This window comes from Mesorhizobium sp. M4A.F.Ca.ET.050.02.1.1, from assembly GCF_003997725.1.
Lineage (GTDB): Bacteria > Pseudomonadota > Alphaproteobacteria > Rhizobiales > Rhizobiaceae > Mesorhizobium.
Genome location: NZ_RZSG01000021.1, coordinates 1 through 25,318, shown reverse-complemented (window position 1 = coordinate 25,318; position 25,318 = coordinate 1). Strand labels below are relative to the sequence as shown.

The following is a 25,318-nucleotide window of genomic DNA, read 5'->3' as shown; positions in this document are numbered from 1 at the left end:
CTCTCCTTGATCGCAAGGAAAAGCTCCAGGCCATTTTGCCCGCGAAGAACCCGGTGCTTCGTTATTCCGATCATATTCTGGGTCGCGGAGAAGAGTTGCTCGAGCGCTTTTGCGCAGCTGGTCTCGAGGGGGTGGTTTCGAAGCTTGCCGATTCTCCTTATGTGGCGGCCCGCGGCGGAAACTGGCTCAAGATCAAGTGCATCAAGCGGCAGGAATTCGTGATTGTCGGCTGGACGCCGTCCGACAAGGTCCGCGCGTTCCGGTCATTGATCCTTGGAGTGCATGACGGGGGCAAGCTGCGTTTTGCGGGGAAAGTCGGCACTGGCTTCGACACAGCTGAGCTTTTCCGCCTCATGAAGATCATGGCACCACTCGAGCAGAAGGCCGCGACCGTCGAGGCGCCGCGAGCCGAAGTTCGCGGAGCACACTGGCTTCGACCGAAGTTGGTGGCGGAGATTGCCTTCACAGAGATGACCAACGAAGGAACGTTGAGACATCCGAGCTACCTTGGTCTGCGCGAAGACAAGAAGGCGGCCGCGGTCGTGCTGGAGACGGAACGTCGCACAGCCAAGCTGACCGCGGCGCCGGCGAACACCATCGCTATCAGCAACCGTGACCGCGTGATCTATCCGGAGTCCAATATCACCAAAGGCCAGCTTGCCGACCACTATGCGGCCGTCGCGGAGATCATGTTGCCTTGGGTCGGCAGTCGGCCGATCAGCCTTGTTCGGTGTCCCCAGGGCCGGGCCAAGAAGTGCTTTTTCCAGAAGCATGATGCCGGGAGCTTTGGCGACAAAGTCCACCATGTAAGCATCATGGAAAAGGACGGTCACGAGGAGCCATACCTTTATGTCGACGACGCCGATGGGCTGATGACCTGCGTCCAGATGGGAACGATCGAGCTGCATGGGTGGGGCGCTCGGATAGAGGATGTCGAAAAGGCAGACCGCCTCGTCTTCGATCTCGACCCGGATGAGGGTCTCGATTTCAAAGCCGTCCGCGCCGCCGCTTTCCAGTTTCGTGATATTTTGAAATCGCTGGGACTTACGACGTTCCCGATGCTGACGGGAGGCAAAGGAGTGCATGTGATCGCGCCGCTCACCCCACAGGCCGAGTGGCCGCAAGTGAAAGACTTTGCGCATCGCCTCGCTCAAGCGGTCGCTCAAAGCGATCCCTCTCACTTCACGGCCGCGTTGTCGAAGGCCCGCCGCAAGGGTCGCATCTTTGTCGACTATTTGCGCAACCAGCGTGGGGCGACCGCAATCATGCCTTATAGCGCGAGGTCCCGACCTGGCGCTCCGGTCGCGGCGCCGATCACCTGGGCGGAAATGAAGACGATTGATGCGCCCTCGCATTTCCACGTCGGCGATGCTCCTGAATTGAAGAAACGCGCAGTTAGCAAATCTCTGGCGGGATGGGGTCGAGCCGACCAATCATTGCCGGATCTGTAGCCCCACTCCGCGAAAGGCAGCGAGGCTGGATTGGGGGCTTCGCTGCCTTGCCCCGATTGGAACCTGCGGAGATTGGCCCCGTTTGCCTTGAATGGCCAAAACCGATCCGCGGACAGTCGCCAGTCTGCTTAGGGAATACGCACATCGATCGTCCCTGCGCGGAGACAATCCCTATCGCACCAAGGCTTACTTGCGCGCGGCCGATAGTCTGGCTGCGTTGTCGCAGCCGCTTGATCGGATCATCGCCGCGGGCGCCCTTACCAGAATCCCGGGAATCGGGGACGCGATCGCGGACATTGTGCGCAAGCTCTATGAAACGGGTACGCATCCACGCCTTGAGACGCTGCGCGAGGAGGTGCCGGCAGGTGTGATGGAGCTTTTTACAATACCTGGCCTGCGGCCTGACAAGATCCTGAAGCTCCATCAGGCGCTCGGTGTGAACTCGTTGGCCGAGCTCGAAGCCGCGGCAAAGGCAGATCGCATCCGGCCTGTCAAAGGCCTTGGTGCTTCGCTTCAGACAAGAGTCCTGCAAAACCTGGCTGTCGCTCGAAGCGGCGAAACACAGCTTCACCTGCACAAGGCCGCCGCACTCCTTGAGCATGCAATCCTATCGGTGAAGCAAGAGCATCCCGAATTTTCGCGTGTGGAAATCGCCGGTGATTTCCGGCGCGGTTGCGAACTTGTTGCCGACCTCGCGCTGGTCGCGCTGGGCAAGAAGCGGACCGCAATCGAGCAGTCCACGCTCAGGCTTGTCGTCACGGACAAGAAGCACTTTGGCGCGAGCCTCCTCGAAACTACGGGTTCGGCGGCCCATCTTGAGCAGTTGAAGATGTACGCGGCCGAAAGAGGGTTCGCCCTCAAGGCGGATGGGCTCTACCGCGGGAGAAAGCTGATCGCATCAGCGACAGAGGAGGAAATCTACGGAGCGTTGGACCTGCAGTTCATCGAACCTGAACTGCGCGAAGGCAGGGACGAGATTGAGCGGGCAGCGCGGCGGCAACTCCCTACCCTCGTCCGGGATGAAGATCTGCATGGTATCCTGCATTCTCACACGACCGCATCCGATGGCACCGAAACGCTAGAGGCAATGGCTGAAGCGACGCGCAAGCGCGGGTTCGACTACTTTGGTGTCGCCGACCATTCGCAGTCTGCCCACTACGCGGGCGGCCTCACACTGCAGGAGATTGCCGAGCAGCACCGTGAAGCGGATCGGCTGAACAAGAGGTATGGCGGAAAATTCCGTGTCCTGAAGGGCATCGAGGCAGACATCCTCGCCGACGGCTCATTGGATTATCCGGACCACGTCTTGAAGCAGTTCGATTTCGTTGTCGCGAGCGTGCACAGCCGCTTCAAGTTGCCGAAGAAAGAGCAGACGGACCGTATCATTGAGGCAATCGCGAACCCCCTGACGACAATCATCGGGCACATGACCGGTCGCCAATTGTTGCGTCGTCCCGGCTACGAGCTCGACGTCGACAAGGTCCTCAGAGCGTGCGCGAAATATGGTGTCGCTGTCGAAATCAACGCGCATCCCTGGCGGCTCGATCTCGACTGGCGCTGGCATCGGAAGGCCCTCGACTACGGCTGCATCTTCAGCATCAATCCAGACGCCCATTCAATCCGCGAACTCGACCAAATGCATTGGGGCGTCGAAATGGCCCGCAAGGGAGGTGTCCCCAGAGACCGGGTTCTCAACGCGACGGGTTTGACGGCTCTGCTTGCGCATCTTTCAAAGCGCAAGTCCGCCCGCAACGGCGGCAACCGTCACTCGCCTGCGAAGAGCCCTAGAGCCGCGTAACGAGCGGCGGTCTAGCACGAGTCGCTGCCTGGAACGCGATCCCGGCCGGGCTCCTTGCCGGAAACAGATCCGCGACCCTCACCCCCGACGTAGCATCAGGTTCTGCATGAGCCTTCAGTCTATGCCGGTAGGACATGGACCCACTCCCAGAACGTAGGGCCTTTGTTTTCGTTGGTAGAAATGACGTTGGCAGATCCGACGGTCAATCAACCAAGGCAACAGGAGGAATTTCACATGGTCCGCAAGATACTGGCTACGGTGGCCACGGCTGCTCTCATGTCGACGGTGCTGTGCACCGCCGGAGCTTACGCCGCAAATACCGGCAAACCCGCTGCCCAGACGGAGGTCGTTGCTCCGGTCACGGATGGCAGGCTCGTCTCCAAGATCATGGGAGCCGCGGTCTACGACAGCACCGCAGATGACGCGACGAAGATCGGCGATGTTAATGACATCGTCCTCGACAAGAACGGGAACGCCAAACTCGTCGTCATTGGCGTCGGGGGTTTCCTCGGCGTGGGCGAAAAAAATGTCGCCTACGATTTCAACAAGCTTGAATGGATCAACAAGAACGGCGATCGCTGGCTGGTCGTGACACTCAAGCGACAACTGCCAAAACCGATACGACTGCGACGGCCTCGATCGACAAGTCGAGCTTGACCGAAATGCCCTCAGACAAAATCAGCGCGGCAAATCTGATCGGAACCAACGTTTATGGCGCAGATGATGCGAAGGTCGGCGAGATCGGCGACGTGATCCTGACAGGCGACAACAAGGTCGACTCGATAATTGTTGATGTAGGCGGCTTCCTGGGCATTGGCGAAAAGAAGGTCGCCGTCGGCATGGAGAACCTCAAGTTCTTGACCGACAAGAACGGCAATCGCTACCTCTATACGGACTTCACCAAGGACCAGTTGGAGGCGCAAACTGCCTACGACAAGGCCACTTACGCCCAAAACCGCGATAAGCAACGGATAATCATCAACAAGTAAAGAACTACTGAAGCGCTCGTCGTCCACGGCGGGCGCTTTGGTCATCCGGTGACAGAAGCGGGCCTTGAAATTAGCCGACGAGGTTCGCCATAGCTCTGCAGATATCAGCGACCTCGTCCTGTCTGATGTCCCTCGCGTGTCGAAAGAGACGCGGTCAGAGGGGCTGGCCTGACCTCGCAGATCAGTCTTCTCCTGATATCCGCAGCATAGCGGTGACTAAGATGTATCTCATCCAAATCCTGTTGCCTCGCTCAGACAACCAGGGCCAACTGTACCCCCGAAGAGATTTCGACCGTTTGAAAGAGGAACTGGCGGCTCGCTTCGATGGCGTGACTGCCTATCTCCAGGCGCCTGCGGAGGGTCTTTGGAAGGACCGTGGAAAAACAGACAGCGACGATATCGTCATCTTCGAGGTGATGACGCCAAGCATGGATGTTTCAGATTGGCGGCGCCGACAGGGCGACCTGGAGCATGTCTTTCGGCAGGAAAATATTGTGGTCCGCTACTGGACGATAACACTCCTTTGAAGCTCAGGCTCGCTGGCCGCTCCGGAACAAGACTGAGGCATTCAGCTTGCGAGACGATAGGCCTGGTCGCACCTGGCGCCGATCACAATGTCATCGTCAATGGCAGCCGGCGCCTCAACCACCGCCACGTCACGGTCGTCTCCTACGATCATGGCAAGCGTTAACCGCCACACCACTGTTGTCGTCAAGACCCACTCCATTTGGAACCGCCATGTCTCCTCATCGTTGAACCGAAGGCTCCATAACTTCCAAAGCGATGGTGGCACGTGACTCACAGCTCGACATTCAAAAACGTGCGGCTTGAGATTTTTGGACCAACTTTTGAACCGATAGGGATCGGGCCAGTGCGGGCTGCAACAAGTGCCGTGGCTCACGCTCTTTGCATGGCACGGCCCAAGCAATGACCGATGTCAGCTCGGAAATTGAGCGAGAGCAAAGCAACACGGTTGCCAAAGGGCCATTTCAACGTTTCCTGCGCATTATTGGCCCCGGCCTCATCACCGGCGCCTCCGATGACGACCCCTCAGGGATAGGCACGTATAGCCAGGCCGGAGCCCAACTCGGGTTCAACATCGGCTGGACCATGCTCTTTACCTTTCCTCTTATGGCGGCGATCCAGGAAATTGCGGCTCGGATAGGTCGCACCACGGGCAAAGGCATCTCGGGCAACCTTTCTCGCTATTACCCTGCCCCCCTGCTTTATCTTGTGGTCGTCCTGCTATTTTCCGCCAATGTGATCAACATTGGTGCCGACTTAAGCGCGATGGCTGATGCGCTCAACCTTCTGATCGGAGGGCCTAGCTCGGTCTATGTCCTGGGGTTTGCGCTGGTCAGCGTGGCGGCAATCGTGTTCCTCAAATACAGCCGCTACGTGAAAATCCTTAAATGGACCACGCTTAGCCTGTTCGCCTATGTCGTGGCGATGTTCGCTGCAAACGTTCCATGGGGCGAAGCGGCAAATGGGGTGTTCATTCCGCACATCGAATGGAACGGCACTTTCTTCACCACGCTGCTTGCCATCTTGGGCACAACAATTTCACCCTACCTGTTTTTCTGGCAGGCTTCGCAAGAGGTCGAGGAGGAAAAGCTCGATCCTTCCGCCAAGCCCCTGAAATGGGCACCGTGGCAGGCTCGAAAAGCGTTCGGGCGGATTCGCGCTGACACACTGGTTGGGATGGCCCTGTCCAACCTTATTGCCATCGCCATCATCTTCACCACTGCTGCGACGCTCAACAAGGCAGGGGTAACCGATATCTCCTCTTCCACGGACGCGGCGAAGGCATTGGAACCGGTGGCCGGCAAATTCGCCTTCATCATCTTTGCGGCGGGAATCATCGGTACCGGGTTACTGGCCGTTCCGGTGCTCGCGGGATCGGCCGCCTTCGCAGTCGGCGAGGCCCTACACTGGAAGGTTGGCCTGGCCCGTGAACCGAAGGAGGCAGTGGCCTTCTATGGGACGCTTGCCATGGCCGCGGCTCTTGGCACCGGCATCATGTTCACGCCAATCGACCCGATCAAGGCGCTTTATTGGAGCGCCGTAATCAACGGCATCTGCGCGGTGCCGGTGATGGTCGTAATGATGCTTATGGCTGGCCGGGCCGACATAATGGGAGACTTCCCCATACGAGGGTGGCTCCGTTCCCTGGGGTGGCTCTCGACCGTAGCCATGACGCTATGCGTCGTTGGTTTGGCGGCTCAGTGGCTACTGTGACCGCTTTCGAATTCCGGGGAGCGATGGGTGAGCGCCCGATAGAGAAATGGCCTGTCACCTATGACGCCGAGGTCTGGGCCAAAAAATATGGCCTGACGCTCAAGCAGGCCAAGACGATCATCAGTTCAAACGGCCCTCCCAAGCATGGCTGTGACGTTGGCGCTGCCGCATTCATTCGCGTTTGGTAATGAGGGGCATTAGATCGCCAGCCCGCCGACGGCCAACACCTGGTGGCGCGCCTTGAGGTATCTCACTTCATTCAGTAGCGAATTCCAATAGGTGCCGATCAGCACAATACTGGTCGCCGCTCGCATGGAAGGCACAAGGCCGCGTTTGACCTTAGCCGACAAGCCGCAACGGCAGCAGACGGCTTTCGTTCCGGCGACTTCGCCACACCAGAGTCCCGAGGCGAAATTCATACCTGCGCGGCTGGCCTGCTGCTGGCGGCCGGAACTGGCGGTCACGCCACGCGTTCTCCAAAGATCTTTCGGCAATGGAGATTGGGAGCGCGCTATGGGCCTGTTTACGAAGGACATCAAGACGATGGACGATCTGTTCCTGCACGTTTTGCAGGACATCTACTATGCTGAAAAACAGATTCTGAAGGCGCTCCCCGATATGGTTGAAAAGGCCACCAACCGGGATTTGACGGCGGCTTTCAAAGCCCACCTCGCCGAGACGCAAAAGCACGTCCAACGGCTGGAGCAAGCCTTCGAGCTTATCGGTGAAAACCCGAAGGGGACGACCTGCCCGGCGATCGATGGCATCATCAAGGAAGCCAACGGGATCGCAGGCGAGGTTGCCGAGAAGAAAGTGCTCGACGCCGCCCTGATTGCCGCCGCACAGGCCGTCGAGCATTATGAGATTACCCGCTACGGAACTCTGATTGCGTGGGCGGAGCAGAGCGGCAACGAAGCCGTGGCCCGACTTCTCACTGCGACCCTCAACGAGGAAAAGGCGGCCGACAAGAAACTCACCACCATCGCCGAACGGAAAGTCAACGAGAAGGCGTCGACTTGATCGATGCGCTCGGGGACGCTTGCATGGACGCGCGCGCTGAACTCACCCGATCCCTTTGGATGAAGGTCGACGTCTATCCCGATGCGCCGAAATTCTCGGGCAAGAAGAGCTGTGACACAGTCATCATAGGAGCGGGGATCGCCGGACTGTCGATCGCTCACGAACTGGCCAACATCGGCCAGAAGGTCATCGTCATCGATCGCGGAACGATCGCCGGCGGTATGACGTCGCGAACCACGGCGCATCTGGCGCCGATCTGTGACGATGGCCTCAGCGCGTTGATCAACCTGCGGGGTGAAGACGTTGCAAGGCTCTTCCAGCAAAGTCAGGAGGCCGCCGTCGCCCGCATCGAGGAAAACGTCTCCGAGTTAAGGATCGACTGCAATTTTCGCAGGTTGGACGCGTTTCTGTTTCCGGCGATGGGTGTCGACCCCAAGGACGCCCGCGATCAACGCCAGCAAGAATTCGATGCGGCACGAAAGGTCGGGGCCGCTGTCGAACTGGTAACTGGCTTGCCGCTCAAGGGCTTCGAGGAGGCGCCGGTCCTGTGCTACCCCAACCAGGCGACTTTCCATCCGTTGAGATATCTGCGTGGGCTTGCGGGATCGATCCGCGAAAGCGGCTCCCTCATTTTCGCCGACAGCGCCGCGACCTCCGTCGAGGAACTGCCCGAGGACGGCGTGCGCGTCTCCACCGAGAACGGCGGCGTGATTGAAGCGGGATCGGCCGTCGTCGCCACGAACTCGCCGATCAACGATCGCTTTCAGCTGCACACCAAGATGTCGCCCTACCGGACCTACGCGATTGCTTTCACATTGCCGAAGGGTGCGCTCCCCGATGCGTTGTTCTGGGACACGGGCGATCCTTACCACTACGTCCGAATGAATCCCGGTCCCGGCTCGGTTGACTATCTGATCGCAGGCGGAGCCGACCACAAATCCGGCGAATCCGACGACGGCGACATTCGTTTCGAGGCAATCGAGGCCTGGATAAGAGCGCTCGTGCCAAGCTTGGGCAAAGAGGTCACGCGCTGGTCGGGGCAGGTTCTGGACACCATCGACTATTGCGCCTTCATCGGCCTCAATCCCGGCAGCAAGTCGGTCTATGTCGTCACCGGCGATTCCGGCCAAGGAATAACGCATGGCGCGCTGTCCGGCTTGCTGGTGAAGGATATGATTTCGGGCAAGGAGAACCCGTGGGCCGAGGTCTACGACCCGTCGCGCAACACGCCCTCCGGCGTGATCAACTATGTTCGTGAAAACCTGTCCGCGGTCAAAAATCTCGCCGGCTATTTGCTTCCGGGTGACTTGAAGTCACTGGCCGAGCTTGCGCCTGGCCAAGGCGGCGTCCTGCGGGACGGACTGCGCAAGATCGCAGCCTGCCGCGATATGGCTGGAAAGCTCTATCTGAATTCCGCCGTCTGCACGCATTCTGGATGCGAAGTGGCCTGGAATTCCACCGAGCAGTGCTGGGACTGCTGCTGTCATGGCTCCCATTTTGCTGCCGACGGCATCGTGCTCAACGGGCCGGCCGTTGGTCGTCTCAACCCCGTGGACGCACCGGCGGGAGGAACATGATGCCCATACTTGAGCGCGGCAAAACACTCGTCGAGAAGATCACCGGCTGGCAACGACCCTCAAGCGACGAGCTCGGTCGGCTGGTGCGCCAGCGCAAGGCCAATGCATTCCGCTTCGAGGACGACGGCATCATCCCCAATCATCCCCAATGGCCGTTGGTCGTCTATCGCGGCGTCGTGAAACTGCCTGCCGAATTCGATCCGGCCGCAATCTTCGAGGAGCTCTTCGAGCGCAACAACTGGAAGGGGTCCTGGCGAAACGGCATCTACGATTATGCGCATTACCATTCCCGCATACATGAGGTTCTTGGCGTCGCTCGCGGATCGGCAAAGGTGCAGTTCGGAGGCAAGCATGGCCGCACGCTCACCATCAAGGCGGCAGACGTCGCTATTTTGCCAGCAGGCACTGGTCACCAGTGCCTCGCGGCGAGCAAAGACTTTCTCGTGGTTGGCGCCTACCCGCCCAACGGCACATACGATGAATGTTCTAGGAGCGAGGACCATGCCCACGCCGTCAAGACCATTTTCAAGGTCGCTAAACCACGACAGGATCCCGTCTACGGTGGCAGCGGTGCGCTTTTCGACATTTGGAAAGCATTTCGGTAAGCGCTGAGCGCTTCCGCCCATTTCCTCTGGATGCCTCGATGGCGGGCGGACAAAGGACCGCGCCAATGCACTTCGCCTAAGGAGCAACTGGCTCTGATCGCCGTTAAGACGGACAGAGATTATGCAATGGACATCAACGTTCCCAGGAAAGACACAGGCCTTGACGAGCGACGTAAGCGCCGCAGGCTGCGCCGCGAAAAGCAGCGCGCAGAGAACGTGGGGCGCGCGGAAAAAATGCACCTCGCACGGCTGGCGGGCAAAGGGCCCGGCCGCCATTCGACCGAGTTGGCAAACTCCGCCTATGTCGGCTGCTCCGGATGGTTCTACTGGAAATGGCGCGGAAAGTTTTATCCGGCTGAGATGCCAACCTCCGAATGGTTCACTCATTATGCGCAGCAGTTCGACACCGTCGAAATAAACGCATCCTTCTATTCCTGGCCGACCGTCGCGAATGTGAAAACCTGGCTTCGTCAGCCCGGAACGCGCGCGTTCGTTTACACCATAAAAGTCTGTGAGCTGATCACGCACGTCAAGAGATTCGAGGATACCGAAACCCTGGTAAAAGATTTTGGACTGATAGGCGATATCCTTGGCAAGCGGATGGGCTGCTTTCTCTTCCAGCTTCCGCCAAGCTATCGCTTCACCGAGGAGAGGCTCCGCGCCATTCTGAGCCAGCTCGACCACACGCGACGCAACGTTGTGGAATTTCGTCATGCCAGCTGGTGGAACGAGACCGTCTATTCCGCCTTCCGCGAGAGCGGCACGATATTCTGTTCCTGCAGCGGTCCACGGCTTCCGGACGTTCTGGTTCGCACAGCCAACGATATTTACCTCCGAATGCACGGTCCGGAGCGCTGGTACAGGCACGACTATTCCGAAGGCGAGTTAGCCGAATGGGCCGAGAGGATCAAGAACAGCGGCGCGCGGAGAGCCTGGGTTTATTTCAACAACGACTATGAAAGCTTTGCGCCCTGCAACGCTTTGACCATGCGCCGGCTGCTCGATCAAACAGGCTTCGATCAAGCTCCGTCCGAAGTGGATGTTCCCGTGGCGGCTCCCTCATCATAGTATGAAATCCGCGTCCGATGAATCCGCCAACAAAGCGCTAGCTTCTGGGGCTCGGCATGGTGTCCGAAAGTTTGCGAGCGGCCAGAAACATTATCGTGTACGCGGCTTTTCGCCGGTCCCACCCCGCAGCGGCGGTTCTGTCGAGCAAATCGTCTAGAACCGGGTCGAGCGCGACCTTCAGTTCCGCTTCGTAGTTCAGATCGGTGGCCGCGTGTGACGGCGGCGGAATCACGTTGAAGTTCGTCACGTTCATGGCTTTATCCATTTGTCAGGTGCCCGCGCCTCATGGGCGCGGACACCGCCGTTTCTCGTCAGAAATCCATGCCGCCACTCGGCATTGCCGGCACCGCGGGTTCCTTCTTCGGCTTCTCGGCAACCATCGCTTCCGTCGTCACCAACAGGCCGGCAACCGATGCCGCATCCTGAAGTGCGGTCCGCACCACCTTCACCGGATCGATGACGCCCTCGTTGTAGAGGTCGCCAAACGCGTTGGTCTGTGCGTTCCAGCCCCAGCCGAATTCCGGCCTCTCGCGTAGCTTGCCTACGATGATCGATCCTTCCGCGCCGGCATTCTCGGCGATCTGTCGCACGGGCGCTTCGATCGCCCGGCGCACGATCTCGATACCGTGCTTCTGGTCCTCATTCTCGGCCTGAACCCTGTCCAGTGCCTTGGCCGCACGCAGAAGCGCTACGCCGCCACCCGGTAATACGCCTTCCTCGACCGCAGCGCGCGTCGCATGCATGGCATCGTCTACGCGGTCCTTGCGCTCCTTGACCTCGACCTCGGTCGAGCCGCCGACCCGGATGACGGCGACACCGCCGGCGAGCTTGGCTAGCCGCTCCTGCAGCTTTTCCTTATCGTAATTGGAGGTCGTCTCCTCAATCTGCGCCTTGATCTGGCTAGCGCGGCTCTGGATTTCGCTCTTCGAGCCGGCCCCGTCGACGATGGTGGTGTTCTCCTTTTCGATCACCACCTTCTTGGCGCGGCCGAGCATCGCCAGCGTGACATTCTCAAGCTTGATGCCAAGATCTTCCGAGATCGCGGTCCCGCCGGTGAGGATGGCAATATCCTCCAGCATCGCCTTGCGACGATCCCCAAAGCCGGGCGCCTTGACGGCAGCGACCTTCAGGCCACCGCGCAGCTTGTTGACGACCAGTGTCGCCAACGCTTCGCCCTCCACATCCTCGGCGATGATCAGCAGCGGCTTGGATGACTGAACGACAGCCTCCAGCACCGGGAGCAGTGCCTGCAGATTAGACAGCTTCTTTTCGTGTATAAGCACATAGGGCTCTTCCAACTCGACACGCATCTTGTCCTGGTTGGTGATAAAATACGGGCTGAGATAGCCACGGTCGAACTGCATGCCTTCGACGACTTCGAGTTCGGTCTCGGCGGTCTTGGCTTCCTCGACCGTGATGACGCCCTCATTGCCGACCTTTTGCATGGCTTCCGCAAGGAAGCGGCCGATCTCGGCGTCGCCATTAGCCGATATCGTACCAACCTGGGCGATCTCGTCATTTTTGGTGATCTTGCGGGCATTGGTCTTCAGCTCAACCACGATGGCTTCGACGGCCTTGTCGATGCCGCGCTTCAGGTCCATCGGGTTCATGCCCGATGCAACCGCCTTGGCGCCTTCGCGAACGATCGCCTGGGCAAGCACGGTCGCGGTGGTGGTGCCGTCGCCGGCGATGTCGTTGGTTTTCGAGGCAACCTCGCGGACCATCTGCGCGCCCATGTTCTCGAACTTGTCCTCAAGCTCGATTTCCTTGGCGACGGTGACGCCGTCCTTAGTGATGCGCGGGGCGCCGAACGACTTGTCGATGACGACGTTGCGGCCCTTGGGGCCGAGGGTCACCTTCACCGCGTCCGCGAGGATGTTGACGCCGCGCAGCAAGCGCTCGCGGGCATCGGAATGAAATTTGACTTCCTTGGCAGCCATTGGATCACTCCTTGTCTGGGCAGTTTTCATTGACTTATTGAGGGTTCTATCGAAGCCCCGGTCAGGCGGCCTTCTTGACCGCCGCAGCATTCTCGATCACGCCCATCACGTCGCTTTCCTTCATGATGAGCAGGTCCTCGCCGTTGAGCTTGATTTCAGTGCCAGACCACTTGCCGAACAGAATGCGATCGCCCGCCTTGACGTCGAGAGGCGTGAGCTTGCCGCTCTCATCTCGCGAACCAGGTCCGACGGCGATGACCTCGCCCTCCTGCGGCTTCTCCTTGGCGGTGTCGGGGATGATGATGCCACCGGCCGTTTTTTCATCGGCCTCGATGCGGCGGACCAGGATACGGTCATGCAATGGACGGAACGCCATATCGTTCTCCTTCTGGACAAACAGATTTTTGAGGTTCCTCCACACCGGACCGGCAATATCGGATCGGTGCGGGGTGCGGCGACCCTCGCGGGCATCGCGCGCATATCGAGCTAGTTCTGCGACTTTTCGGTTTCAAGAGGTTCGGCAGAATTTTTTGGCACTCGCACCAATCGAGTGCTAGTGCCATGAAAACATGTGGCTAATTTGGATTACAGCCGCGCATTCCCGCTTGAATTTTCCCGACGAAGGAACAAGATAGTCCGAGCCTTCGCCGCCGGCGATGGCCTCAAAACAGGAGTCTGACAAAGGAGCTTTTGGAAAGACGGAGGACCACGATGGACCGACACAATCCCAAGCCGATCATTCCTTCTCTTGTTCCCGAAACATCCGACCTCGCGCTCGACCGTTTGTTGTCGCCGGCGCGCCATTTCACCCATCCAGACGACGTCCTTAAGGAGGATACGCTCGACATTCAGGAGAAGCGGGCGATCCTCTCGTCCTGGGCCTCGGATGCCTGCGCGGTGGAATCCGTTCCGACGCTGCGCCGACCGCCGGGAGCCGAGCAGACGATCTCCTTCGATCAGATCGTGGATGCCCTATGCCGGTTGGACGACGCAAACCGCCCGATCCCGGCTGAGAGTGGCCACAGGCACATGTCTGACCGCCTGGACGCCTGATGTCGCAAGTCAAGGAGACGCATATGGTCACTGCGGTCAGCAGGGAATTCCGCCTGCAGATGGAAGGCTAGGGCCTGACCACGGCCGAAATCCACTACCATTTTCCTGACCACCCGAGCCTGCTCCAGCTCTATGTCTGGCAGGAATACGATCTTGCGCCGAACTTCCCGGAGCTGAAAGGCTTTCTCGACTATTGGGAAAGCGAGCTGGACGGCGCGCTGCACTCCGTGCGCGTCGCCCACCACCGGCTGATCAAGCCGTCGGAATGGCGCGCCGTCGACGGGGTCATTGCCATCCAATGAAGCTCATCTCGGGCCGCAGGGCGCCGATCATCCGTGGTTGGCTTGACTTGCGAGGAGCGCGCGCTGCCGGCAGAACCAACCCAGCCCGCCTTGCCGCCCTGAGGAAGGCCTTGTGCGCATCGCGTGCGCTGCGCCATCCGTCCAGCGCGTCACGGCAGGTGCGCGCGGCAGCACGCCAACTCCCTCCGCGCGCCCAATGGGGCCACTGCTGGTCCAGGCATTCCAGTGCCTCGAAGCTGCTGGCGACCTTGCGCGAGGCGGGGGAAAATTCCAGGGTAACAGGTTCGGGAAAACGAACGTCGTTCATCACTTCCTCCGTTTTTGATGTCTTTTGCCAGCAAGCAATCGCCCTGCTCGTAACGCCAAGACGTGGAGCTCTTGCCGCATCGGAGCGCTCAATCGTCCTCGTCGGCATCAAGGAGGTCGATCAGTTCGGCAACGCGCGTGCCCGGCAGCGGCCGTCCTTCGCCCATCAGCGCCTCGTCGCCGTTGAGCCAGCCCCAGGCCTCACTGAGTTCCTCGAACGAGGCGCCGGTGGACAGGATATCGGCGATGAGCGTTTCGTCGATCGGCCCAAGGACCGAGACAACGTCCTTACGTGTCATTACTCATCGTTTCCTCCGTCCATGCCCGGAAACGGACGCCACCACGGGCTTCTCGATGACGACGCCATCAGGGTCAAGGGCGTATGGCTAGCTGCTACAGGACATCGCATCCATGGGCTGGTCGCCCGGTCCCGATCCGCATCGGCAGGAAGCCTATCTGGCGGGGGCAATTTCTTCCTTGCCAACTCGCATCCCCAGCCAGCGCTCCAAGGACTGGCGCTTCGTCGTGGTTTCAGATGATCAGAGAGATCAGAGACCATGTCGCTCTCCGCTGTACTGATCCTTTTCGCGATCGACCGGATGCTGCGGCGGTACGGAGACCGCCGCTGCGAATTTCAGGCATCAGTTTCCAAAGAGTGGTCCGCGCCGATCTTCGGCCCTGTCATCCATGACGGCGCCACGGGGACATCCTCGATAACCCCGACCCTGCGAGCCCAAGTCGTAAAGGTTTTGTGGGCCGCCTCGACAGACTTCCCGCCGTCGTAGGCGGAACAGCACGTTTCAGATGCCGCGGCGTGAAGAAGGCCACGTCTTTCGACCGCCCATTCCTCAAGGAACTCTATGGCATCCATAACACAGTCGATCCTTCGGAGAACGAAGCCGTCGTCCCTCACAAAAATCGGCTGCTTGAACGTTCCACTTTCCATAGCAACCTCCTTCTGGCCGTGGAGCGCATACGAGACCCACTCAGCGGGAATAGCCGTGCAAGGACACGCACAATTTCGCTGTGACGCGATGGGGTCACAGAAAAAATATTGGAAGTGCCTCTTGTGAGTTCAAGAGAGTGGCACACCGGGTTTCCACCCTTCCGCGGCGGTTTGACTGGCTTCCGATTCAATGACCCTCCGTCCGAAGAAATCCGCAGTGCCGGCTAGCCGCGCCCAATTCATTTTCCTTTGGCTCGCAGCTTGCCGCCCTGAACCGAGGGTGGGAGGATCTGGTCTGGGCTTCCTGTCACGAAGACAATGACCATGCCCTTGCCGCGCCACAGTTCCGATGCGATCTGCGTGGCGTTCTGCATCATTGTATCCCTCCCCGATTGGCGAAGGACGGCGGCGGCTCAATCCGCCGCCGCCCCAACTGCCTCAGTGCTTGATTTCGATGCGCTTCGCCTGGGACTGCGCTTTCGCGGTCTTCGGCAGCGTGACCGTCAGCACACCGTTCTTGAAGCGGGCGTCTATCTTGTCCTCCTCGACCTCGTAGCCGAGGCGGATACGGCGCTCGAAGCGGCCGTAGTAGCGCTCCGAGAACTGCCTGTCCTTATCTTCCATCTCCGAGCGCTTCTCGCCCTTCAGCGTCAGCACGCCATCGTCGAGCAGGACCTCGATGTCCTTCTCCTCCAGACCGGGTACTTCGGCGGTCACCTTGACCGCCTTCTCGCCATCGGAAATCTCGACGCTCGGCCAGCCGCCGCCGAAGGAAGAAGCCCTGCTAAAGCCGGCAGGCTGGAATCAAAGCCACGGAACACGTCGTCGAACAATCGATTCACCTCGCGATGCAAGGACAGGAATGGATCGCGATCATTGTCTCGAAAGACGCTCGGAAGCTGGTCGCCATTGCCACGGCTCCACGGAATAAGATCACGGACACTCATATGTCGTCTCCTTCTGTTCGGTCATGGATTACAATACTTTCCGGCGCGCCGGGCCCATCGTCCGGCGCCTTGTCCAGTCGGTCACCGGACAGCGTCAGGCAGCCTGGGTGTCGGCCTCGATCTGCCTCGCCTCGGCTTTCGGCTTTGCCTTGACGCTACCGATTTCGATGCGGCGCGGCTTCATCTCTTCAGGAATCTCGCGCTTGAGATCGATCGTCAGCAGACCGTTCACAAGGCTGGCGTTCACGACCTTGACATGGTCAGCCAGTTCGAACCGTCTACGGAAGGCCCTTTCGGCAATGCCGTGGTGCAGGTATTCGGCATTGTCTTCCGCGGGCTTCTGGCCGGACACCATGAGCATGTTGTGCTCCTGGGTGATGTCCAGCTCATCCTGCGAGAAGCCGGCCACCGCCATGGTGATGCGGTAGTCGTCCTCCCCTTTTTTGGCGATATCGTAGGGAGGCCAGTTGTCGACTGTCTCCACACGGCTCGCGGCTTCGAGCGCGTTCAACATTCGGTCGAAGCCGATGCCCGACCGGAACAGGGGGGTGAAGTCGAAAGTGTTTCTCATAGCCACATCCTCCTTTGAGCAACATGGGTACAAGCTTGCTGTCGGACGCTTTCTTGCATCCGTCCGACAGGCCGGTCCCGAAATGGGCCTCCGGCATTTTACGATTTAGTTAGGCGATTTCGCCATTCAAGGCCTGAAAGGCAGTCTGCCTGCTTAGTCCGCTAGGGAAGATCTTGGCGGAATGCCAGGGCGGAGAGGTATCGATCTTCAAGACTATGCCGCGCCACGGGATTGCGGCGCATTGCGGCTGGCGATGCGGGGCGGCGGCCGAAATGGCCGTCGCCCCGAGATTGCTTATCAGACGTGCAACGGTCTCCCCGTGGTTTTGACTGGCGTCATCGTTCCGTCTTCCACCAGGATGTCCTTCTTCCTAGCGAACCGCACAAGAATGCCGCGCGCGGTCTCTGCGTCGATGTCGCCGGCCAGCGCGGCTTTGCAGGCGCGGATCGCCGCCTTTTGCTCCGGACTGTTGCCACACCAATCCGTGACGAACTGGTAGGCATCGACAACGGAGTTCAACTGCCGCGGAAAACCAAGCCCGACCCAAACGCGAACGGGCTTTTCGAAAGGCTGGGAAAGCATCATTTCCTCCCTCCGAAACAGTCAGGCGGCAACGCCGCCGGTCTGACCCGTCTTCGCGCCGGCCATCCAGGGCATCGCCGTTGTAACATCCTCGAGGATTTTCACCGACCGGGCAAAGCCGGCAAACGCGTCGCGGGCGACTTGCAAAGGCAAGCTGCCGTCGAAGGCGCGGCAGCATGCCCGCTTAGCGGTCTCATAGATCACTCCGCGCCGGTGCGAAGGCCATTCATCGAGGAAATCGAAGGCTTCCTCAAGGCAGGCTATTTCCCGAATGAGACCTTCCGCGGCTCTCACGAACAAAGGGCTTTCGAATGTTCTCTCGCTCATAGAAACCTCCAATTCTTTGAACGATTTCGGGTTGTTGACGATGGTCGCCCCAACGAACGGCGGCGACCTGCGAAAAATATGTGAAGGTCGATTTCCAGCGTCAAGACCGGATGATCACAGTCGCAAAATTTCTGGGAACCTAGCTCTCGATAATGTCGCAAGCGAGTTCGCGGGGGTCTTCGTCGAGCGTGCCGATGAGCGCCGACGACTCGCCAAGCGTATCTGCCGGTAGGTAGTTCATTCCATTAACGAAAGAGCCAAGAACAAATGCCTGGCCTCCAGCCCGCGTTTCACACTGCCTTTTATGCGATTTTCGAAGCACACAAATCGGACACGGATAGGCAGGTTCCCGTGTTTTCGACGCGGTTGACGTCGTTAGCCCTCACCCCTTTCAGCGGCTCCGGCCGAGCATTATTAAAGGCTGCGAGGGGCCGCAACGGAACGTCCGTTTTTCCAGATGATCGGCAAAGAAGCGACCTTGCATCCGCCCTATGCGCCCGGCTTGTCCGAGACTGTAGAGGTGCGCTAGCGTCGGCTAGGAAAGCGATACTACGCGACTAGCCGCTGCAGCACCGCTGCATGCCTATTCCGCTGCTATTCTGACTCCGGACTTATTAACGAGCAGAACCGCGATTTCATCAACAGCCTGCGCCGCCCGTTTCAGGATCAGTTCGGAGCGCAGCACGCCATCTGTGAAGTCCTTGTCGGTCGCGTAGACGGCTGTGGGCAGCGCGAAAGCCTCGAAGAAACCGAAAAGCGGCCTGAGCTGATGCTCTACGATCAAGGAATGGCGCTCGCCGCCTCCGGTGGCGGTGAGAACCACCGGCTTGCCTCTCAGCGCCGACGGATCGATCAGGTCGAAGAAATGTTTGAACAGCCCGGTATAGCTGCCCTTGTAGGTCGGGGAGCCTACGACGAGCACGTCCGCGGCAATGACGTCTGAAAGTATCGCCTGCGCCCGCGCGTCGAGGTCACGCGCCCATTTGGCGGTGCCCAACGACGGACCGACATCATCGATGTCATAGGTTCTGGAAGAGAGGCGGTGGCGGGTGGCGATGTCCTGCACGATGAGGTCGACGAAAGCGCGCGTCTTCGACGGGCGGGTGATATTGCCGGAAAAACCGACGATTGCTGGATTTGACATTGGGGCGGACTCCGGGGTGGCTCCTGGATTGATCTGTAGGCGGCTCGGCGGGGCCGCCGCTTGGGGAAACTTGGTCGACGCCGACGGGCTCGACGGAACGGCGCGATTCAGCTCCAGGCGTGCAGCGGCGGCTTCTCGCCGTTGAGGAAATACTTGCCGAGGATCGAATATTTCCACCGCACCGGATCATGCAGCGTGTGGGTGCGGGCATTGCGCCAGTGCCGGTCGAGATTGTGCTCGGCAAGCGTCGAGCGCGTTCCGGCAAGCTCGAACAGCTTGTTCGTCGCCGCAATCGCGATCTCGGTCGACAGGATCTTCGCCTCCGCCGTGACGACCTGGGCGTGCGCCACCGTCTCGGCGGTCGGCTCGGCGACGGCTGTGTCGATGGCGTGGCCGGCCTTTTCCAGCAGCGCCTGCGCGGCGTGCAGGCGAAGCGTCAGATCACCGATGGCCTGGATGGTGTAGGGATCGTCCCAGGCATTGTCGACGCCACTGTCGATCCAGGCACGGCTCTTGGTCCGGATGAACTGGACCGTCTCGTCGATCGCCGCCTGCGCGATGCCGGTGTCGACCGCGACCTGGATGATCTGGAAGATGGCGCCGTCGGCGGTCGGCTTGTCATAGCCCTTGTAGCCGGGCACGAGATGCGTCTTCGGCACCTTGACGTTGTCGATGATGACCGTGCCCGACAGCGTCGTGCGCTGTCCGAAGCTCGACCAGTCGTCGATCACCGTCAGGCCCGGCGCGCCGCGGTCGGCGATCGCGTACCAGGCGCGGCCCTCATCGTCGAGCGCCACGATCGGCACCAGATGCGCCAGAAGCGCTCCGGACGAATAGAACTTCTGGCCATTGACGACGACGTGGTCGCCGGCGTCGGTGAAGCGTGTCTCGAAATCGGCGGCGCGCTTGGAGCCGAATTCCGAGAAGGCGTTGCCGAACCGCGTGCCTTTCAGCACTTCGGAAAAGAGCACTGCCTGCTGGTCCTTGTCGGAGACGGTGCGGATGGCGGCGACGACGCCGAGATGGTTCTGCGCGATCTGTCCGATCGAGGAGTCGGCCGCCGAGATGATCTCGATCACCTTGGCTAGCGTCGCGTAGGACACTTCCGGGCCGCCGAACGCCTTCGGCACGTTGATCGACCACAGGCCGCTCTGCGAGAACTGATCGAGCTCGGCCACGGGCCAGACCCGGTCGCGGTCGCGCCGGGAGGAGTCCTTGACGAATTCGGCGGCGAGCCTCTGGGCGATCGCGATCGCCTCGGCGTCGTCCTTGATGATGTGCGCCGGCTCGGCTGGCCGCGCGACGGGCGGCACGGCGGCCGCGGCCTTGTCGGTCTTGACGTTGGACACAGTCATTTCATTCTCCTTCGGATTTCGGTTCAGGCGACGGCATGAAGATGGACGGGCGGCGCGGCGGGCGAAGCCTGCTGGCCGAGATAGAAGGCGCGCACGTCCTCGCGCTGGCGCAGCTCCGCCGCCGGTCCGGACAGGACGGAAACCCCGTTCTCGAGCACGGTGGCGTGGTCGGCATATTTGAGTGCGACGGCCGAGTTCTGCTCGGCGACCAGGATCGACAGGCCGGCCTCCCGGTTGAGCTTCCTCAGCGCCAGGAAGATGTCCTGGACGACCAGCGGCGCGAGCCCCATGGACGGCTCGTCGAGGACCAGCAGGCGGGGGCGCGACATCAGCGCCCGGCCGATGGCCGTCATCTGCTGCTCGCCGCCCGAGGTCAGCCCGGCAAGCGTGCGGCGCTTCTCGGCCAGCCGCGGGAAGAAGCCGTAGATCCGTTCGAGGTCCTGGTTGATCTCGGCGCGCCGGCCGCTGCGGCCGATGCCGCCGGAGACCAAATTCTCCTCGACGGTCAGGCTCTTGAAGCAGTGGCGCCCCTCCAGCACCTGGACGAGCCCGGCGCGCACGAGGTCGCCAGGCTTGCGGCGGGTGACGTCGCTTCCTTCGAAGCGGATCGCGCCGGCGTTGATCTGGCCGCGCTCGGCGGGCAGGAGGTTGGAGACCGCCTTCAGCGTCGTGCTCTTGCCGGCGCCGTTGGCACCGAGCAGCGCCAGGATCTCGCCGCGCCTGAGCTCGAAGCTGACGCCGTGCAGCGCGGTGATGGCGTGGTTGTAGGTGGCGTGGATTGTGTCCACGACAAGGATGACGTCATTGCCTGGCATCGCGTCTTTCCAGGTTGTTGCAAATGAGGTGACCGGGCGCCGGAACCTGGTCCGGCGCCCGCTCGAGTGGATCAGTTGGTAGCGGCTACCGCGTCGGCATCGGTGGCGGTGCGCAGCTTGATGCCCTTTTCCGCCGCGTAGGCCTCGGCCGACTTTTCGATGATCGGCCGCAGCAGCGCCCAGTCGGGGGCGATCCAGTCGGAGACGACGTTCCACTTCTTGCCGTCCCACTGCTGGAAGGTCACGTAGCCTTCGCCTTCGTGATTGTCCCAGCTGACATTGATGGAGTGGAACAGGTCCTTGGCGCCGAGCGCCTCGACCTTGGCCGGATCGAGCTTGAGGTGCTCGAAGCCCCAGCGGACCTCGTCACCGGTCAGCGTGCGATGGCCGAACTTCTCCTGGGCGATGCGAATGGCTTCGACATTGAGGATGCCGTTGACGATGCCGAGGTTGTGGTAGACCGAGCCGATGCGCGACTTGTCCTCGAGGTTGCCCTTGCCGGCGTCGTAGACGGTCTTCACGATCTCCTTGACCACCGGATAGCTGTTGCCGGAGGCCTGCGTGGTGATGGCGGTGTAGCCCTTGGCGGCGTCGCCGGCGGGGATGACGTCTTCTTCCGAGTTCGACCAGACGTTGCCGATGATGTGGTCGACGGGATAGCCGACCTTCACCGCCGTCTTCAGCGCCACCGGGTTCATCACGCCCCAGCCGCGCAGGACGACGAAGTCCGGCTTGGCGCGGCGGATCGTCAGCCATTGCGACTGCTGCTCGTTGCCGGGATGTGGCACCTCGATCTGCTGCACGGTGAAGCCGTATTTCTGCGCCAGCAGCTCATAGATCGGGATCGTCTCCTTGCCATAGGGCGAGCCGTGATAGAGCACGACGATCTTCTTGCCCTTCAGCTTGTCGATGCCGCCTTCCTTGGAGGCGATGTAGTTCACGATGCCGGACGTCTCGCTGTAGGGATTGAGCAGCAGCGGGAAGACGTAAGGGAACACACGCCCGTCGGTGGAGTCGGTGCGACCGTGGTTGACCGTGATCAGCGGCACCTTGTCCGAAGTGATGCGGTCGATCATGGCGTAGGCGATGCCGACCGAGAGCGGGTTCCACGCAGCGGCGCCGGCGTGGCTCTTCTGCCGCTCGTAGCACTCGACGCCGCGCTCGACCTCATATTGGGTCTCGCACTCGTCCCAGGTCAGCTTGACGCCGTTGACGCCACCATCGCGGGTGTTGATGAGGTTGAGATAGTCGATGAAGCCGCCGAAGAAGCCGGTGCCGCCGGCCGCATAGGGCCCGACGCGATAGCTCTGCAGCGGGAAATACTGCTCGTCGGCGTGGGCGGCCGGCAAGGCCACCGACACGGCCAGCGCCGCCGACAGCGCGACTGCCTTTACTGTGGTTAGGAAGGTCATGGTTGAGGTACTCCCGGTTTGGCCTTGTTCGGCCTTGGTTCATTTTCCGATGTCTGGTTGGTCGGGGCCGCTGCCCCGAGCCGGCTAGCTCGATTGCCAGGCGAGCAGGAGCCGTCTTCGGACCCTGTCCCACAGGGCGACCAGCCCATCGGGTTCCAGGATCAGAAAGAGGATGATCAGGGCGCCGAGCACGATGCGCTGGCTCATGTCGAGCACGCCTGAATCGAACACGTCGCCGAGCAGGAAATTGCCGAGGCGCGACAGCGCCAGCGGAAAGACCACGATGAGCGCCGCTCCGAGGAACGCGCCGCGTATCGAAGCGAGGCCGCCGATGATGATGATGAACAGTATCTGGAACGAGCGGTCGAGATTGAAGCCGGCCGGCTCGACGGTCCTGAGATAGGCGAAGGCCCAGATGACGCCGGCGACGCCGATGATGAAGGACGAGATGGCGAAGGCGAGCAGCTTCGTCTTCAGCACCGGTATGCCGATGATGCGTGCCGCCGTCTCGTTGTCGCGGATGGCGATGAAATTGCGCCCCGTCTGCGACTCGACCAGCCTGTAGGCGAGGAAGGTCAAGATGACGACGACGGTGAGCGCGAAGAGATAGCGACCGACCGCGCCCTCGAACTCGAAGCCGGCGATGAAAAGCCTGGGCGCGTCGATGACGCCCGAGGCCGAGTCGTTGGAGAACCAGCTGAACTTGGTCAGCGCCCATTGTACGAAGAACTGCGCGGCGAGCGTCGAGACAGCCAGGTAGAAGCCCCTGAGCCGCAGGCTTGGCAAGCCGAAGACGATGCCGATGGCGGCGGCGACGAGGCCGGAGAGGATGATGCTGGCGACGAGCGGCAGGCCTTCGATGCGCAGATTGAAATTATAGGCCGCGAAAGCGCCTGCCGCCATGAAGGCAGCGCTGCCGAGCGACACCTGGCCGGCATAGCCGGTGAGGAGGTTCAGCCCGACGCCCGCCAGGCTGAGCGCCAGGAACGGCAGCAGGATCGCCTCGAACAGATAGGAGCCGCCGATGAGCGGCACGACCGTGTAGGCGAAGGCGACGAGGATCAGCGGTGCCAGCCATTTCGGCAGGCCTGCGCCCCTGGACAATTCGGCTGCGGGCAATTCGGTTGCGATCGCGCTCATGGTCAGACCCTTTCGACAAGCTTCTGGCCGAACAGGCCGGAGGGACGGATGAGCAGGAAGACGAGCGCGACGACATAGGCGAACCAGCTTTCGATGCCGCCGCCGAAATAGTCGCCGATATAGACCTCGGCGAGCTTCTCGCTGGCGCCGATCAAGAGCCCGCCGACGATGGCGCCGACGATGGAATCGAAGCCGCCGAGCACCAGCACGGGAAGCGCCTTCAGCACCACCAGCGACAGCGAGAACTGGACACCGAGACGGGCGCCCCACAGCAGCCCGGCCACCAGGGCGACAAGGCCGGCCGCGGCCCACACACTCGCCCAGATCAGTGGCAGCCTGAGGCCGACGGCAAGTGCCGCGAACTGGTCGTCGGCGACGGCGCGGAAGCTTAAGCCGATGCGGGTGTAGCGGAAGAACAGCGACAAGAGCAGCACCATGGCGGCGGCCACGGCGGCGGCGAAGATGTCGAACTGGCTGATCAGCACGCCGCCGACTTCCAGCGGCACATCCTCGATGCCGAGATCGAGTCCGTGCACCTGCGTGCCCCAGATGAGCTGCGCGGCGCCCTCGATGATGTAGGAGAGACCGAGCGTGGCCATGAACAGCGTGATCGGCGGCTTGTTGGTGAGCGGCCTCAGCACCGCGCGCTCGATGCCGATGCCGAGCGCCACCATGATGGCGAAGGTCACAGCCAGCGCCAGCGCGAACGGCACGCCACGCTCGACCAGGCTGACGAAGGTCAGAGCCGCGAAGAGCAGCAGCGCCCCTTGCGCGAAGTTCAGCACGCCGGAAGTCTTGTAGATCAGCACGAAGCCGATCGCGACCAGCGAGTACATGACACCGGAGAGCAGCCCCCCAGTCAGCACCTCAAGGAAGAACTGGTAGTCGAAATCGCCGATCATGTGCCTGGCCCATCCTCATTGTCGGAGGCGACGCCGAGATAGGCATCGATGACGCGCTGATCGTTCCTAATCTCGTCGGGTATGCCGTCGGCGATCTTGCGACCGTAGTCGAGCACGGCGATGCGGTCCGAAAGGCCCATGACGACGCCGACATCGTGCTCGATCAGCACCACCGTGGTGGCGAAGCGGTCGCGCGCGGCGCGCACATAGGCCGCCATCTCGCTCTTCTCGCCAGCCGTCATGCCGGCCATCGGCTCGTCGAGCAGCAACAGGCGCGGCTCTGCGACCAGCGCGCGGGCGAGTTCGACCCGCTTCTGCAGCCCGTAGGGCAAGGTGCCGGCAAGCCGGTCGCGCACCGCGGTCAGATGCAGGAATTCGAGGATCTGGTCGGCGCGGCCCCGCTGCTCGGCCTGCTCACGGCGCGAGCGGCCAAGCCCGAGGATCTGGTCGGCGAAGTTGGACCTGGCTTTGTAGGCAAGACCCGACGCGACATTGTCGAGGACGTTGAGACCCTTGAACAAAGCGAGGTTCTGAAACGTCCTGGCGACACCCAGACGCGCCAGCCGCTGCGTCGGAACCTGGGAGTAGCGCCTGCCATCGAGGGCGACGTGGCCGCGATCCGGCTGGTAGACACCGCTGATCACATTGATCAGCGAACTCTTGCCGGCGCCGTTCGGCCCGATGATCGCCCGTATCTCGCCAAGGCGGACCGACAGCTCCACATCCGCCAGCGCGACAACGCCGCCGAACGACAGGCCGATGCCTTCCAGCGCAAGCAGCACCGCGGAAGAGTCGGCAGCGGTCGGCGGCGGCTCGTCCCTCTCAATTGG

The 25,318-nt window shown here is 61.0% G+C and carries 32 protein-coding genes and 1 pseudogene; 14 read left to right on the top strand and 19 right to left on the bottom strand.

All coding sequences use genetic code 11. From position 1 onward, the window contains the following. From ligD to EOA33_RS03450, 8 genes are all read left to right on the top strand, one after another. A partial coding sequence (gene ligD / locus EOA33_RS03475; RefSeq protein WP_127404944.1) for a DNA ligase D occupies nt 1–1,451 on the top strand: 1,451 nt, incomplete at its 5' end. A 91-nt stretch (nt 1,452–1,542) separates the two neighbouring features. Then, nucleotides 1,543–3,249: a DNA polymerase/3'-5' exonuclease PolX gene (locus tag EOA33_RS03470; RefSeq protein WP_127404943.1), complete on the top strand. Its 1,707-nt coding sequence runs from the start codon at nt 1,543–1,545 to the stop codon at nt 3,247–3,249. 234 nt (nt 3,250–3,483) lie between these two features. Further along, complete coding sequence (locus tag EOA33_RS41485; protein ID WP_348628214.1) at nt 3,484–3,906, top strand: PRC-barrel domain-containing protein; 423 nt, start codon at nt 3,484–3,486, stop codon at nt 3,904–3,906. A 5-nt stretch (nt 3,907–3,911) separates the two neighbouring features. Then, complete coding sequence (locus EOA33_RS41480) at nt 3,912–4,238, top strand: PRC-barrel domain-containing protein (RefSeq protein ID WP_348628215.1); 327 nt, start codon at nt 3,912–3,914, stop codon at nt 4,236–4,238. Between the two features lie 221 nt (nt 4,239–4,459). Beyond that, nucleotides 4,460–4,765, top strand: a complete 306-nt coding sequence (locus EOA33_RS03460) for a hypothetical protein (protein WP_127404942.1) — start codon at nt 4,460–4,462, stop codon at nt 4,763–4,765. Continuing rightward, nucleotides 4,762–4,929, top strand: a complete 168-nt coding sequence (locus EOA33_RS38855) for a hypothetical protein (RefSeq protein ID WP_189362918.1) — start codon at nt 4,762–4,764, stop codon at nt 4,927–4,929. Before EOA33_RS03460 ends, EOA33_RS38855 begins: the two co-directional genes overlap by 4 nt. A gap of 236 nt (nt 4,930–5,165) precedes the next feature. After that, entirely contained in the window at nt 5,166–6,476 is a 1,311-nt protein-coding gene (locus EOA33_RS03455; RefSeq protein ID WP_127404941.1) for a divalent metal cation transporter, read from the top strand. Next, a complete protein-coding gene (locus EOA33_RS03450) occupies nt 6,473–6,664 on the top strand; it encodes a hypothetical protein (protein ID WP_127404940.1) in 192 nt (63 codons plus the stop codon). Before EOA33_RS03455 ends, EOA33_RS03450 begins: the two co-directional genes overlap by 4 nt. A 9-nt stretch (nt 6,665–6,673) precedes the next feature. Here EOA33_RS03450 and EOA33_RS03445 read toward each other — a convergent pair whose 3' ends face one another. Further along, nucleotides 6,674–6,940, bottom strand: a complete 267-nt coding sequence (locus EOA33_RS03445) for a hypothetical protein (RefSeq protein ID WP_127404939.1) — start codon at nt 6,938–6,940, stop codon at nt 6,674–6,676. A 49-nt stretch (nt 6,941–6,989) separates the two neighbouring features. Here EOA33_RS03445 and EOA33_RS03440 point away from each other — a divergent pair, with 49 nt between their 5' ends. The 4 genes from EOA33_RS03440 to EOA33_RS03425 all read left to right on the top strand — a co-directional run bounded on the left by EOA33_RS03440 (nt 6,990) and on the right by EOA33_RS03425 (nt 10,746). Beyond that, on the top strand, nt 6,990–7,496 hold the full coding sequence (locus EOA33_RS03440; RefSeq protein WP_127309128.1) for a ferritin-like domain-containing protein: 507 nt from the start codon (nt 6,990–6,992) through the stop codon (nt 7,494–7,496). A 23-nt stretch (nt 7,497–7,519) separates the two neighbouring features. After that, complete coding sequence (locus EOA33_RS03435) at nt 7,520–9,073, top strand: FAD-dependent oxidoreductase (protein WP_127404948.1); 1,554 nt, start codon at nt 7,520–7,522, stop codon at nt 9,071–9,073. An 83-nt stretch (nt 9,074–9,156) separates the two neighbouring features. Next, nucleotides 9,157–9,678 carry a cupin gene (locus EOA33_RS03430; RefSeq protein WP_348628213.1) on the top strand — a complete coding sequence of 174 codons (522 nt, stop codon included), beginning with the start codon at nt 9,157–9,159 and terminating at the stop codon, nt 9,676–9,678. 126 nt (nt 9,679–9,804) lie between these two features. Continuing rightward, complete coding sequence (locus tag EOA33_RS03425) at nt 9,805–10,746, top strand: DUF72 domain-containing protein (RefSeq protein ID WP_127404938.1); 942 nt, start codon at nt 9,805–9,807, stop codon at nt 10,744–10,746. 37 nt (nt 10,747–10,783) lie between these two features. Here EOA33_RS03425 and EOA33_RS03420 read toward each other — a convergent pair whose 3' ends face one another. From EOA33_RS03420 to EOA33_RS03410, 3 genes are all read right to left on the bottom strand, one after another. Continuing rightward, complete coding sequence (locus EOA33_RS03420) at nt 10,784–10,999, bottom strand: hypothetical protein (protein ID WP_127391102.1); 216 nt, start codon at nt 10,997–10,999, stop codon at nt 10,784–10,786. A 58-nt stretch (nt 11,000–11,057) separates the two neighbouring features. Then, entirely contained in the window at nt 11,058–12,686 is a 1,629-nt protein-coding gene (gene groL, locus EOA33_RS03415; protein ID WP_127283144.1) for a chaperonin GroEL, read from the bottom strand. Between the two features lie 61 nt (nt 12,687–12,747). Continuing rightward, entirely contained in the window at nt 12,748–13,062 is a 315-nt protein-coding gene (locus tag EOA33_RS03410; RefSeq protein WP_127404937.1) for a co-chaperone GroES, read from the bottom strand. 335 nt (nt 13,063–13,397) lie between these two features. Here EOA33_RS03410 and EOA33_RS03405 point away from each other — a divergent pair, with 335 nt between their 5' ends. Continuing rightward, on the top strand, nt 13,398–13,739 hold the full coding sequence (locus EOA33_RS03405) for a hypothetical protein (RefSeq protein ID WP_190234191.1): 342 nt from the start codon (nt 13,398–13,400) through the stop codon (nt 13,737–13,739). A 74-nt stretch (nt 13,740–13,813) separates the two neighbouring features. Continuing rightward, nucleotides 13,814–14,041: an usg protein gene (locus EOA33_RS03400; protein ID WP_245482217.1), complete on the top strand. Its 228-nt coding sequence runs from the start codon at nt 13,814–13,816 to the stop codon at nt 14,039–14,041. On the opposite strand, the gene EOA33_RS03395 is transcribed toward EOA33_RS03400, so the two are convergent. The 15 genes and pseudogenes from EOA33_RS03395 to EOA33_RS03330 all read right to left on the bottom strand — a co-directional run bounded on the left by EOA33_RS03395 (nt 14,025) and on the right by EOA33_RS03330 (nt 25,315). Further along, on the bottom strand, nt 14,025–14,348 hold the full coding sequence (locus tag EOA33_RS03395) for a DUF982 domain-containing protein (RefSeq protein ID WP_127404936.1): 324 nt from the start codon (nt 14,346–14,348) through the stop codon (nt 14,025–14,027). The two genes, EOA33_RS03400 and EOA33_RS03395, sit on opposite strands and share 17 nt — an antisense overlap. A gap of 88 nt (nt 14,349–14,436) precedes the next feature. After that, on the bottom strand, nt 14,437–14,646 hold the full coding sequence (locus EOA33_RS03390; RefSeq protein ID WP_127404935.1) for a hypothetical protein: 210 nt from the start codon (nt 14,644–14,646) through the stop codon (nt 14,437–14,439). Between the two features lie 335 nt (nt 14,647–14,981). Then, nucleotides 14,982–15,293, bottom strand: a complete 312-nt coding sequence (locus EOA33_RS03385) for a DUF982 domain-containing protein (protein WP_126056339.1) — start codon at nt 15,291–15,293, stop codon at nt 14,982–14,984. Nucleotides 15,294–15,532: 239 nt separating this feature from the next. Next, the gene (locus EOA33_RS38850; RefSeq protein WP_190234190.1) at nt 15,533–15,670 is read right to left on the bottom strand and encodes a hypothetical protein; all 138 of its coding nucleotides are present in this window, start codon (nt 15,668–15,670) and stop codon (nt 15,533–15,535) included. 61 nt (nt 15,671–15,731) lie between these two features. Further along, a pseudogene (locus EOA33_RS03380) lies at nt 15,732–16,240 on the bottom strand (Hsp20/alpha crystallin family protein). Between the two features lie 94 nt (nt 16,241–16,334). Continuing rightward, entirely contained in the window at nt 16,335–16,811 is a 477-nt protein-coding gene (locus tag EOA33_RS03375; RefSeq protein ID WP_127310912.1) for an Hsp20 family protein, read from the bottom strand. Nucleotides 16,812–17,108: 297 nt separating this feature from the next. Then, nucleotides 17,109–17,396 carry a DUF982 domain-containing protein gene (locus EOA33_RS03370; protein ID WP_245482216.1) on the bottom strand — a complete coding sequence of 96 codons (288 nt, stop codon included), beginning with the start codon at nt 17,394–17,396 and terminating at the stop codon, nt 17,109–17,111. A gap of 18 nt (nt 17,397–17,414) precedes the next feature. After that, entirely contained in the window at nt 17,415–17,720 is a 306-nt protein-coding gene (locus tag EOA33_RS03365; protein WP_127404934.1) for a DUF982 domain-containing protein, read from the bottom strand. Between the two features lie 583 nt (nt 17,721–18,303). Further along, nucleotides 18,304–18,864 carry an FMN reductase gene (msuE, locus tag EOA33_RS03360; RefSeq protein WP_126056342.1) on the bottom strand — a complete coding sequence of 187 codons (561 nt, stop codon included), beginning with the start codon at nt 18,862–18,864 and terminating at the stop codon, nt 18,304–18,306. 107 nt (nt 18,865–18,971) lie between these two features. Further along, nucleotides 18,972–20,219: an SfnB family sulfur acquisition oxidoreductase gene (locus EOA33_RS03355; protein WP_127404933.1), complete on the bottom strand. Its 1,248-nt coding sequence runs from the start codon at nt 20,217–20,219 to the stop codon at nt 18,972–18,974. A gap of 23 nt (nt 20,220–20,242) precedes the next feature. After that, nucleotides 20,243–21,034 (bottom strand): ABC transporter ATP-binding protein, encoded by a 792-nt coding sequence (locus tag EOA33_RS03350; RefSeq protein WP_127404932.1) that lies wholly within the window; start codon nt 21,032–21,034, stop codon nt 20,243–20,245. A gap of 71 nt (nt 21,035–21,105) precedes the next feature. Beyond that, nucleotides 21,106–22,446 (bottom strand): ABC transporter substrate-binding protein, encoded by a 1,341-nt coding sequence (locus EOA33_RS03345; protein ID WP_127404931.1) that lies wholly within the window; start codon nt 22,444–22,446, stop codon nt 21,106–21,108. 84 nt (nt 22,447–22,530) lie between these two features. After that, nucleotides 22,531–23,586, bottom strand: coding sequence for a branched-chain amino acid ABC transporter permease (locus EOA33_RS03340; RefSeq protein ID WP_127404930.1), 1,056 nt, complete (start codon nt 23,584–23,586; stop codon nt 22,531–22,533). A 2-nt stretch (nt 23,587–23,588) separates the two neighbouring features. Then, entirely contained in the window at nt 23,589–24,485 is an 897-nt protein-coding gene (locus tag EOA33_RS03335) for a branched-chain amino acid ABC transporter permease (protein ID WP_190234192.1), read from the bottom strand. Further along, entirely contained in the window at nt 24,485–25,315 is an 831-nt protein-coding gene (locus EOA33_RS03330; RefSeq protein ID WP_127404945.1) for an ABC transporter ATP-binding protein, read from the bottom strand. The genes EOA33_RS03335 and EOA33_RS03330 overlap by 1 nt, the downstream gene beginning before the upstream one ends. Nucleotides 25,316–25,318: the final 3 nt, after the last annotated feature.